The organism is Myxococcales bacterium, from assembly GCA_022184915.1.
Taxonomy (GTDB): domain Bacteria; phylum Myxococcota_A; class Polyangia; order Fen-1088; family Fen-1088; genus JAGTJU01.
In genome coordinates, this window is the sequence record JAGTJU010000003.1 from 522979 (window position 1) to 534453 (window position 11475).

10 protein-coding genes are annotated in these 11475 nt (G+C 68.6%); all 10 read right to left on the reverse strand.

Annotation, left to right across the window (positions count from 1 at the left end; genetic code table 11):
* Position 1 precedes the first annotated feature (1 nt).
* The 10 genes from KA712_13675 to KA712_13720 all read right to left on the reverse strand — a co-directional run bounded on the left by KA712_13675 (position 2) and on the right by KA712_13720 (position 11396).
* On the reverse strand, positions 2–922 hold the full coding sequence (locus KA712_13675) for a tetratricopeptide repeat protein (GenBank protein ID MCG5054008.1): 921 nt from the start codon (positions 920–922) through the stop codon (positions 2–4).
* On the reverse strand, positions 919–1938 hold the full coding sequence (locus tag KA712_13680) for a VWA domain-containing protein (GenBank protein ID MCG5054009.1): 1020 nt from the start codon (positions 1936–1938) through the stop codon (positions 919–921). The genes KA712_13675 and KA712_13680 overlap by 4 nt, the downstream gene beginning before the upstream one ends.
* Positions 1935–3089 carry a VWA domain-containing protein gene (locus tag KA712_13685; protein ID MCG5054010.1) on the reverse strand — a complete coding sequence of 385 codons (1155 nt, stop codon included), beginning with the start codon at positions 3087–3089 and terminating at the stop codon, positions 1935–1937. The genes KA712_13680 and KA712_13685 overlap by 4 nt, the downstream gene beginning before the upstream one ends.
* Complete coding sequence (locus KA712_13690; protein ID MCG5054011.1) at positions 3079–4161, reverse strand: BatD family protein; 1083 nt, start codon at positions 4159–4161, stop codon at positions 3079–3081. The genes KA712_13685 and KA712_13690 overlap by 11 nt, the downstream gene beginning before the upstream one ends.
* Positions 4158–5042, reverse strand: a complete 885-nt coding sequence (locus tag KA712_13695; GenBank protein ID MCG5054012.1) for a DUF58 domain-containing protein — start codon at positions 5040–5042, stop codon at positions 4158–4160. Before KA712_13695 ends, KA712_13690 begins: the two co-directional genes overlap by 4 nt.
* Before the next feature lie 34 nt (positions 5043–5076).
* Positions 5077–6069, reverse strand: coding sequence for a MoxR family ATPase (locus KA712_13700; protein ID MCG5054013.1), 993 nt, complete (start codon positions 6067–6069; stop codon positions 5077–5079).
* A 162-nt stretch (positions 6070–6231) separates the two neighbouring features.
* Entirely contained in the window at positions 6232–7458 is a 1227-nt protein-coding gene (locus tag KA712_13705) for a right-handed parallel beta-helix repeat-containing protein (GenBank protein MCG5054014.1), read from the reverse strand.
* Positions 7458–8315 (reverse strand): tetratricopeptide repeat protein, encoded by an 858-nt coding sequence (locus tag KA712_13710; protein ID MCG5054015.1) that lies wholly within the window; start codon positions 8313–8315, stop codon positions 7458–7460. Before KA712_13710 ends, KA712_13705 begins: the two co-directional genes overlap by 1 nt.
* A 33-nt stretch (positions 8316–8348) precedes the next feature.
* Positions 8349–9791, reverse strand: coding sequence for a protein kinase (locus KA712_13715; GenBank protein ID MCG5054016.1), 1443 nt, complete (start codon positions 9789–9791; stop codon positions 8349–8351).
* 9 nt (positions 9792–9800) lie between these two features.
* The gene (locus KA712_13720) at positions 9801–11396 is read right to left on the reverse strand and encodes a serine/threonine protein kinase (GenBank protein MCG5054017.1); all 1596 of its coding nucleotides are present in this window, start codon (positions 11394–11396) and stop codon (positions 9801–9803) included.
* Positions 11397–11475 lie beyond the last annotated feature (79 nt).

Consider the following 11475-nt stretch of genomic DNA (forward strand, 5'->3'; position numbering starts at 1 on the left):
GTCACCAATCTTTCACGGGAGGAGCGCGCCGCGTGGCGCGTAGGCGGGCCCGTTGCTGCTCGATCTGGTGGGGACTTTGCTCGAGGCTGTCGAGGATCGCGTTGATTTCTTTGAGATCGGGGGTGTTGCCTTCGGATCCCGACGCCGCACCGCCCTTCGCGCCTTGGGTCTCGTCAGGTTGTTCCGGCTTCGCCGGGCTGGCTTCGGAGGGCGGCGGGGGTTGTGGCTCGGTCTCGGGCTTCGGTTCCGGCGCTTCGTCGGCAGAGTTGCCGCCTTGGGATCCTTCTTGCGGGGACTCGCCGTCTTGGGGTTCGGGATCTTTCTCCCCGGGGTCTTGCTCATTCTGGTCTTGGCCCTGGGTGTCCGGCGTCTTTGACTGGTCTTGGCCCTGCTGATCCTGCGGATTGTTCTGATTCTTCTGTGGGTCTTGCTTTTGTGAGTCTTGCTTTTGTGGGTCTTGGTTTTCGTCCTGCTTCTTTTGCTCGTCTTTGCGGCGCAGGGCCAGCTCCAGGTTCCACTTCGCGTCCGGGCTCTTGGGATCGAGCAGCAGCGATCTCTTGTAGGCCTCGACGGCCTCGCTGAACTTGTCGCCCTTGAAGAAGGTGTTGCCCAGGTTGTAGAAGGCGCGCGCGCGCAGGCTGACGTCCTTCGACTTCGTCGCTTCGAGAAAGGCCTGTGCGGCCTCGTCGTGCTTTTCGAGAGCCGAGAGGGCGCTGCCCCGGTTGAACTCCGTTGCGGCGCGGGCCTGAGGATCGGTCAAGCCGTCATGCTCCAAGGCGCGCTCGTAAAGCGCGAGGGCATCCGCAGCGGCACCGGCCTCGAGCTTTGCGTTGCCTTGCTCGACACGGCGGTTGCTCGTGCGCCACAGCTCGAACCCCGCAAGCACGGGGAACAGCACGACGAACACACAAACACGTTTCACGCGAGCCTCCTTCGTCCGCTGAGACAAGCCTCGGCCACCAACAGGAGAAACGCTGGCAAGAGGAAGAGCTCGTACACTTCATCGTACTGCTTGACGAGCCGCGCCTCGGATTCCGTGCGCTTGAGCCCTGCGAGCGCCTGCTCGATCGCCTCGACCCCGAAGCGGTTGGCATCGGCACGGATGTATTCGCCGTTGGTCTTGCTCGCGATCTGAGACAGCATGTCTTCGGCCAAGCGAGACGTGACATACTTGCCTTCCCGGTCCTTGAGGTAGCCCAGCACCTTGCCCTCGTCGTCGAGCTCGGGAATCAGCTCACCCGAACGAGAGCCCACGCCCACGGCGAAGATCTTGATCCCCAGACGCGCCGCCTCGGCCGCGACCTCGAGCGGCTCGCTCTCGGTGTCCTCGCCATCGGTCAACAGCAAGATCACCTGCGCGCGCGACGCCCCGCCCTTGGCCCGCAAACGGGTGAGCTGACCCACGGCCGCCTTCAAGGCGCGCCCCACGGCTGTGCCCCCCACGGCCATGTCCTGGGGCTCCAGATCCCGCCAGAACAGCTTCACGGCGGCATAGTCGGTGGTGGGGGGATACGACAAAGTCTCTCCCGCGAACGCCACCAGGCCGATGCGATCTCCGGCGAGGTCATCCATGAGACGCTCGAGCTCGCGTTTGGCGCGTTCGAGGCGCGAGGGGTAGATGTCTCGGGCCAGCATCGACTTCGAGAAGTCGAGGGCCACCACCAGATCGAGCCCGCGCTGCCGCTCGAGCTTGGCCCGCCCGCCCGCCTGGGGACGGGCCAGTGCCACCACCAACAGCAAAACGGCCACGGTGACATAAACCGCGCGCAGGACCTGGCGCGCGCCGGAGACGTTGGCCGTCATGCGGCCGATCAGCCCCGCTTCACCCAGCCGGGCCAGCTGCCGGCGCCGCCTCGTGAACGAGCTGACGAACGCGAACACGAGCAAGGGCAGAAGCAGGAGCAGCCACAGCACGTCGGCTTCAGCGATGCGCATCATGGCAGTCGCCTCCACCGCGTGAGGCGCAGCGCCAGCTCGATGAGCAGCAGCGCCAGCGCGGGCCACAAAAAGCGGGGATAAAGTTCGGCATAGAGCAAACCACGATCGTCCATCCGCGACTTCTCGAGTTCTTCGAGGATGGATTGAAAGCGCTTCGCCAGGGCCTGCGTGTCACTGGCGAGGTAGGGACTTCCCCCCGTGGTGGTGGCGATCTGTTCGAGCAGCTTCGGGTTGACCGGGTAGCGATGTCCGGCGCGCGCCTCGCGCGGGTCGTCGGACGAATCGTTGCTGCCGGCGAGGATCGTGTACACCTTGACCCCCAATGTTTGCGCCATGGTGGCCGCCTCTATCGGCGAGATGTTTCCTGCGTTGTTGTCCCCGTCGGTGAGCAGGATGACCACCTTCGATTGGGCCTCGGAGCGGCGCAGGCGCGCCAAGGCCACCCCCAAGCCGTTGCCGATCGCCGTGCCCTTGCCGTCGACGACGCCCAGGCGCAGATCCGCCAGCATGCGCAAGTAGGTGCCATGGTCGAGCGTGGGGGGGACGTACGTATAGGCCTCGCGTCCGAAGAGCACGAGCCCGAGCCGGTCCGAAGGGCGACGCGTGACGAAGTCGTGGATGACCTTCTTGGCCGCCTCGAGCCGATTCGGCGCCAGATCTTGCTCTTCCATCGAGCCCGACACGTCGAGTGCTACCACGATGTCGATGCCTTCGAGCTCGAGGGCATCGTCGATGCGGCTCGTCTGCGGGCGCGCCACGGCAAGGCCCGCCAAGGTCACGGCGAGCAAGCGCAACACGAGGGGCAGATGCTGCAGCTTCGCCACCCAGCCCGGCGACAAGGCGCCAAGCTCGTGGGTCCGGGCATAGCGCAAGGTACCCGTGCGCTGGGGGCGACGAATCAGCGCGGCGTAGACGATCAAGCCCAGCGCGACGGGTACGAGCGCCAGCGCGTATCTGTGCGCGAAACGAAACCCGATGGCGTCGCGCAACGTCCAGGTGTAGAGCCCCCCTACCACCACGAACGCCGCCACGGCCAGCAGCGCCGTGAAGCGCAGACGGGGCCACAGACGCGAGGGGGCCGGGGCAGCGGCACGCGCCAAGCGCTCGCGGGCGAGGGGCGCCCCCGCTTCGGCGCTGAGGTCAGGCTTCACGCGTGGCCTCCGCAGGAGGGAGCGCGGCGCTCGGAGGGGCGGGCGGGCGGGTGCTGGTCACGAAGCGGAGGGCGCTTTCGAGCGCGCCGCGGGCCTCGGTTTCGGTAGGAGCCACACGTGCGAACTTTACGAGGTCGCACGTTGCCATCCAGCCTTGAACCTCCGAGACGACCAGCGGCTTACGGCCGTGGCGCTCGAGCTCGAAGATGAGCTCGTCACTGGTCAACTCGAGGCTCTCGAATCCATAGCGGGCGCCGAAGTATTCACGGAGGACCTCGGAAAGCTCGAAGTAAAACGGCCGTAGGTCTTCGGTGCCGCCAAGGCGCGCACCCAGGCCGTCGAGCCGCTCCAGGGCCCGCTCGTGCGCAGGCCTCGGTGGGACCGCCGGTACAACCTTCTTGCGCCGACGCCACCGCGCCAGCAGAAGCGATCCGACGAGCGCGCCCAGCAAAGCAGCCAACAGGCCCGCCCCCACGTAGAGCGGCCAGCGCACCTCCTGCATGACCGCCACGGGGGCCGCGTTGGCCTTGAGCGCCGGCTCGGGCTCGTTGGCAAGCAGGCTGCTCACGGTCACCACCACGGGCTCCGTGCCCACGGTGCGCACGGCCCCCTCCTGCGCCAGATAGGTCAACGGCACGGACGGCACCGTGAGGTCACCCGTCTCGAAGGCGGCGATGCGGAAGACGAACTCTCGTCGCATGCGCCCGTCTCCCAGCGGTGTTTCGCGCTCCGTGCGCTCGACCAACTCGAAGGGGCCGAGTTCGACGTGCGCGGGCAGGTTCACGGGCACCCGCGCAGGCCCCACGGCGGTCACCGTGAGGGTGACCACGTCGCCCACCTTCACGCTGCGCGCGGACACACGTGCCGATACGGTGGGGGCCTCGGGATCCTGCGCTCCGGTCGGTGGGGGGCTTGCGCCCGGGGACTCGTCCGCCCGGGGGGCGCCGGTCTCCTCAGCGGGGGCTTGTGCGTTGGGGGGCACGGCGTCGGCCTGGGCCCCTCCGGCCCCTGCAAGCCATGCCAGCGCCACCAGTCCCGGCACAAAGCCGTGCCAACGTCGTGGGCCCCTCAATGCCGGAGCCTCCGGGCGCGGGCCTCGAAAAACGCCGTGAGGGCCGGCAGATAAGGCCGGTCCGTGCGTGCCTCGATGCCGTCGAGATCCAACTTTTTGAACAGCGCCTGGCGCGCCTCCTTGGCCTTCGCAACCGCTGCGGCGAAGGCCCGGGCCTCCGCACCGCTCGTGTCGAAGGTCAGAACCTCCCCCGTTTCGGGATCTTCGAGCTCGACGAGCCCAACCGAAGGCAAAGCTTCCTCCAGCGGATCGATCACCGACACCGGCACCAAGTCGTGCCGGCGCGCCGCCACACGCAGGGCCCGTTCGTAGGTGTCGAGCGGGGTGAGGAAGTCCGAGATCAAAAACGCCACGGCCCGGCGCCGCGCCACACGGCCCAGGAACTCGATCCCGCTGCGCAGGTCGGTGCGCCGCGAGCGTGGCTCGTAACCCAAGATCTCGCTGACGACCCGTAGCACGTGCTTTTTGCCCTTCTTCGGAGGCACGAAGCGCTCCACCTCGTCGGTGAAGATGATGAGCCCGACACGGTCGTTGTTTTTGATCGCCGAAAACGCCACCACCGCGGCCAGCTCGGCGGTGACCTCACGCTTTTCGCGACCGACCGAGCCGAACTGCCCCGAAGCCGACATGTCCACGAGAAGCATGACGGTCATCTCCCGCTCTTCGGTGAAGAGCTTGATGTAGGGCTCGTTCATACGGGCCGAGACGTTCCAGTCGATGAGCCTGATGTCGTCGCCCGGCATGTACTGGCGCACCTCGGAAAAGGCGATGCCACTGCCCTTGAACACGGACAGGTACTGCCCCGCCATACGGTCCCGCACGAGGCGCTCCGTGACGATCTCGATCTTGCGAATTTTTTTGAGTACTTCGCGGGTCAGCATGCAGAGCCCCTCAGGTGCGCCCGAGGCGAGGGTGTCAGGGCACCTCGATGGTCTCGAAGAGGCGGCGTACCACTTGCTCCGAGGTGATGTCTTCGGCCTCGGCTTCGTAGGTGAGGATCACGCGGTGCCGGAGCACGTCGATGCCCACGGCCTTGATGTCCTCCGGGGTGACGTACCCCCGGTGGCGCACGAACGCGTGGGCGCGGGCGGCCAGGTTGAGGAAGATGGACGCACGCGGGCTGGCACCGAACTCGATATAGTCGCCGAGATCCTTGAGACCATGAGCCTTGGGGTCACGCGTGGCGTGGACGATGTCCACGATGTAGTCGCGAATCTTCTCGTCGATGTAGATCTGGGACACGACACTGCGCGCGTCGGTGAGGGCCTGGGGGTCGGCCACGCGTTCGGCCCGCGGGGGTGGGCCGCCGATCGAAGCGGTCATGCGGTCCATGATGGTGCGCTCGTCTTCCTTGGTGGGGTACCCCACCTTCACCATGAGCATGAAGCGATCGAGCTGCGCCTCGGGCAGGGCGTAGGTGCCTTCCTGCTCGATGGGGTTTTGCGTGGCCATGACCAGGAACGGATCCGGCAGCTTGTGCGTGGTGTCCCCGATCGTCACCTGCCGCTCCTGCATGGACTCGAGCAAAGCCGATTGGACCTTGGCAGGCGCGCGGTTGATTTCGTCGGCCAGCACGAGGTTCGCGAACACCGGGCCTTGCTTCGCGACGAACTCGCTGCGGGCCTGGTTGTAAATCACGGTGCCGATGATGTCGGCGGGCAAGAGGTCGGGTGTGAACTGGATCCGCGAGAACGCAAGGCCCAGGGCGTCGGCGATGGTCTTCACGGTGAGCGTCTTGGCGAGGCCGGGCACGCCTTCGAGCAGCACGTGCCCCCCCGTCAGGAGCCCAATCAGAATGCGCTCGACCATGACCTTTTGGCCCACGATGACCTTGCCCACCTCGTGGGCCAGGCCGTCCACGAACCCACAGTGCTTTTGCACCAAATCGTTGATGACGCGAACGTCCATTGTCCTGCTTTCTGCGACTTCGGCTGGTTTGCGGGCACGCGGCGGAACCGGTCGGGGGTCCCGCGGGCGCGACCCGGGCCGCGCGTGCTTACAACTAACCGGAACCCCGGGTTATTTCCAGCTTTGGGCAGCCGGGGCCCGCAATCGCGTCCCGCCGTGGGGCTAGCGGCGCTCGTGGGCGCCGAGGTCGGGGGCCCCGGTGCGGGCTTGCCCGTCGAAGGCGTCGGCGGGCGCGCCACCCAGGGTGCCCCGGTCGAGGGCGGGTGAGGTGGCCTGGAGCTGGTAGGACGCCGCCTCGCCGGGCAGGCCTCCCACGAACTGGGGGTCGGAGTCCAGGTTCGAGGCCGAGAGCAGCAACCCCTGGACGAGGCTGAACGAGGGTGCGCATTCGGCGCTCAGTTGGCGATCCGGAGCGCCGTCATTGCCCCACACGATGCTGTTGACGACGGCCGTCGCGGCGGTTTCGCAACGAATGCCCGTCAGGTCGGCCATGCGGCCCCGGGCTTGATTGCCCACGACGGTGTTGTTGAAAAAGGTTCCCACGCCCTTGAGGCGAACGCCCCCGAAGGCGCTCGAGGCGCTCCCGTTGCCCGCCACGATGTTGTTCGTCAGCTGATAACCACCCTCGTTGTTGGCCCAAATTCCCCCACCCGCATGCCCGCGCACGAAGTTGCGGTTCATCACCAGGGCGCTGTCTCCGGTGGCCCGCACCCCTTCGCAGTCGCTCGGCCCGATGTCGTTGGCCACCAGCTGGGCCTTGCCGTCTTCGACCACCACGCTGCCCAGGATGCGAAAGCCCACGAGCTTCACGTCGGCGCCGCGCAAAGCGAAGCGCCGACAGGCCGTGGGCTGGAGGATGGCGCCGGGCCGTCCGTGGATCTCGTGGCTGCCGGTGATCGTGATGTCGCCGTAGGTGCCAGGCCCCAAAAGCAAAAACCTGCGTCCGCGTTCCAGGGCCTTGTCCCACGCGCAATCGGGCGCGCTTCGTGTGCCCAGGGGCATGGCCCCGCACGAGGCCTCCATATAGGTAACCTCGGCTTCGTCCGGGCACCGTCCGTCGAGCGCGCACAACCCGGAGAGGCAATCGGCTCCGCTGCGGCAAACGCCGGGGCCCCCTCCCCCACCCATCGCCCCGCCGAGCCCCCCGGCGCCCGGGCCTCCGCCCGAAGGGCCCGCCCCGCCGCCGCCCGGCGCGCCGCCCGAACCCGTCGGGTTCGCATCCGCCTTGGCGCCCCCGGCAGCATCGGCGAAGCCGCCATCAGACGCTCCGCCGTCGTCAGACGCACCGCCGTCGGACCCCAGGAGGCTTTCGGGAAAGCTCCACGACCAACAAGCCCCAAGCCACAAAGGGACCAGCCAAAGCCCGAAGCAGACGCCCCGCGCCGCCATCAGAAGGCCCCCCGCAGCCCTACCAGGGCGCCCGCATCACCCAGACCCACGTCCACCTCGACGGGGGCGGGGCCCGCGGCGTGCCGGCCCCCGAAGTAGCCCCACCCGGCGGCGAGCAGCGCCACCGCGCTCAAAGAGAGCGACACCACGGAGGTGGCGGCAAGCGTACGGCCGCTGTCGCGCAGATCGCGGCGCCGCGCCACACTGGTGGCAGGATCTCGGTAGGCTTCGCTGCGCGCGTCGGCCATCTGCCCCGTGACCAGGCCCGTGAGCAACAGCCCGAGCCCCGCACCCGAAGCCGCCCACACCCAGGGTTTAACCTTCGCGCCGGCTGCGGCTCCGGGCGCAACCGCTTCGGGCAACGCCACCGCTCGGGCCTCGGACGGGGGCGGCGCGACGGGAGCGCTCGAGGGCTCGGGCGCGCGCTCCCTCGGGGGAGGGGATTCGCGCGGCGGCGGCACGGCTTCGGACGGAGCGGGAGCCGGCGCGGTTTTCTGCCCCTCGAGCTGCGCCACCAGCGCTTCCACTTCGGCGCGGTTGGCGGCCTCGGGCGCCTTTTGCAGGTACACACGAAAGGAAAACGCAGCTTCGGCGAAACGCCCCGCCAGCCGGTGGCACTGGGCGATGTTGAACAAAAACCCAGGCAAGGGCCGGAGCTTGTACGCCTCGGAGTAGTGCGCGAGGGCCTCATCGAATTCACCCAGGCTGAAATGGACCTCCGCCTGGCGAAACAGGGCCCGCGCCTTGGCCTCGGCCTGCGAGGGGGCGGACAGCACGGGGCGCGGCGCCAGGGCATACGGCACCAGGGCCACCACGAGGACGACCACGAAGGGACGAAGCGAGGCGCGAAAACCCACCGCGCCTTCTACATCGTCAGGGCCACGCGGGAGTCAAGGGGCAAAGGGATCCAAGGTCAATCGGGGGCGCCGGGCCGACCTCTTGGTCTTCAACGGCCGCCGGCGCAGGCGCGGCGGGTCTATCTTGGCCTCCCGGCTCGCAGCGGCGGACAGAGATGGCTCTTCGGCGACCTTGGCGGGCGGCGGCGCGACGACGGGAACCAGCTTGCGCTTGACGTGCACATCCGTCTGCGCCGCCAGGGCCACGATGACGGGCTTGCGCCCGGGCATCTTCATCTCGAAGAGGCGGGTCACCCCGTCTTGCGGGAACTCCTGCCGGAAGGGAGTCAGGCCGAGCAGGGTGGGCTGACCCTGCCGGTACACCTCGGCGCCCGCGGGCTCCGACGCGAACACGAAAAGCACGCTCTTGCGGGCCGGGTCCGGGCCCCGCGGTGCACGCAGCCACCACGCCCCCGCCCCGCCACAAAGAGTGACCAGAAGCGCTCCCACGACCAGCCCTCGTCGGGATGGCCGGGGCGCGGGGCGCGGCAGCCCCGGTACGTCGACAGGCTCACCCTGCGCGAGCCGCACCAGCAGCTCCTTGACCTCCGCCGCCGAGCCGAATCGGTCGGCCGGTGACTTGGCCAGGCACTTGTAGGCCACGTCGGCCAGCGCCTGGTCGATGGGTCCGCTCAGTCGGGCAGGCTCGATGGGCGGCACAGGCAGGGTCAGGTGCTTCACGAGAAACTCGCCAAAGTTGCGCCCCTCGAAGGGCAAGCGGCCCGCCAAGAGCTCGTAGAGCACCACCCCCAGGGCGTAGATGTCCGTGCGGTGATCCACCGGCTTGGCGGAGGCCTGCTCGGGGGAGCAATAGGCGGGGGTGCCCACGAAGGTGCCTTCCATCGTGTGGTGCGAGCGCTCGCCCGGTTTGACGTCGGGTGCGGCGCTGGCAAAGGACTTGGCCAGCCCAAAGTCGAGCACCTTCACCACGTCGTCTTGCCGCCCCCGCCGCGTGAGGAAGATGTTTTCGGGCTTGAGATCGCGGTGGACGAAAAAGGCGCCATGCGCAGCGGCCAGGGCGTCCGCAACCTGAGTCATGATGCCGAGGATCCGCGCGGTGGACATGCGTTGGCCTGCCAGCAGCGCCTGCCCGAGCGAGACGCCCTCGAGCAGCTCCATGACGATGGCGTTGACGCCTCCGGGCGCCGACGATTCGACCAGATCGGTGACATCCACGATGTGCGGGTGACGGATCTTGTTGACCGCTTGTGCCTCCCGAAAGAGCCGGCGGACGGCCCCGGGCCGGTGCGCATGTTCGGGCGCCAGCACCTTCATGGCCGCGCGCCGGCCGATCGTCGTGTGCTCCACCTCGAAAACGCGCCCTGCCGCGCCTTCGCCCAGGAGGCGCATCAGACGATAGGCCCCCACCACGTCACCCACGGCGGGGCCCGGAGGCACGGCATCGGCGCGGGGACCGTTTTCGGATGCGGAGGTCATCAGCGCCGCCTACGGAGCAAAGGGATCGAGGGTGCCCACGCCCGAGGGCGGCACCGCCCTCCGGGACGTGGGGGCGGGACGCCGCCGCCCAGGGCCAGGAGGGGTCGCCTGGGCCTCCGCAGGCGCAGCCTCCGCCGCCGCGCTCCCCGCAGGCGCAACCTCCACGGGCGTGGTCCCCGTGGGCGCAACCTCTGGGGGCGGGGCCGGCGGCGCCGGCAAAGGCGCCAGAGACACCGCCACGGTGGACACCCCGAGCGCCTCCACCCGCCGCTCAAGCGGCTCGTGTCCCGGGAGTTCGAAGCGCACGGAGAACACGGCTTTTTGCGGCAACACCCGCTCGAGCGGGGTGGGGCCCCAGCGCTCGTGGGTGTCCACCCGCCACACGATGGCCCCGGGCGGTTGGCTCTGAAACAACACCCGCGCGGGCTCGGCCTGCGCCGGCGCGGCGCCCGGCCGCGTGGCCCACAGCGCGGCGCCCACCAAGGCCCCCCCCAGCACGGACAAGGCGAGCCAGCGCGCAAGGCCTCGAGGCCGCAGCGCCCGCAGCGCCTGCGTCGCCTCCAGGCTCTTGACCACCGGACGGAGCCCCGACACAGCGCGGGGGGGCAAATCGTGCGTGGGTGCCACGGGCATGAGCGCCTCGAAGGATCCTGAGCCGTCGAAGGGCCGGCCTACCGCCGTCGCCAGCGCCTGCGCCAGCGCGAACGCGGACGCGGGCCGTCCATCGGCCTCCTTGGCGAGGCAGCGGAGAATCAAGGCGTCGAGCGCGGGGGGTACGGCGGGGTTCAGCGCCCTTGGGCTCTGCGGCGGCTCGTTCAGCTGCGCCATCATGACGTCGGCGTGAGCGCCTGCCCCGAACAGGGGCCGACCCGTCAGAAGCTCGAAGGCGATGCACCCGAGACCATAAAGGTCCGACCGCCCGTCGAGCGGCTCTCCGTAGATCTGCTCGGGTGACATATAGGCCGGGGTACCCATGGTGAGGCCTTCGAGGGTGAGCCGCCCCCCGGCGCCCGCCAGCTTCACGATCCCGAAGTCGAGCACCTTGACGAAATCGGCCTGACCTTCGCGGGTGGTGAGGAAGATGTTCGCCGGCTTGAGATCGCGGTGAATGATGCCCTGGCGGTGCGTGGCCTCGAGGGCGCCGCAGATCTGTTCGAGCACATGCACCACGCGTGCGACGGCCCAGGGCTGGCCGGTCCGACGGGCCAGCTGGGTCGCCAGATCCTCCCCCGCGAGGTACTCCATGACCATGTACACATCCTGACCGTCAGAGACCAGGTCGTAGGTCTGCACGACGTTCGGGTGACAAATGGAATTGACCGCGCGGGCTTCGAGGAAAAATCGCTCCAGCACCACGTGATCGGCTTGCATCTGGCGCGCAAGCAGCTTGATCGCCACGACCCGCCCGAGGCGCTCGTTTTCGGCCTGATACACCACCCCCATGCCGCCCCGGCCCAGGCGGCGGATCAGCCGGTACGCCCCGAGCCGCTGCACGTCCGCGCTCGGAGGTCCAAGGGGCGCCCCGTCGAGGGGGCACCGGAGCAACGAAGCCTCGAGCCGGAACCCGCAGGTCGCGCACAGCCTGGTCAGGGGTTCGAAATCCAACACGTCCTGGTAGGTATCGGAAGATTCGCCCCACAACTTTTCCCGTGGTGCCTCTGCCGGTCACGATGTCTCAAGCCGC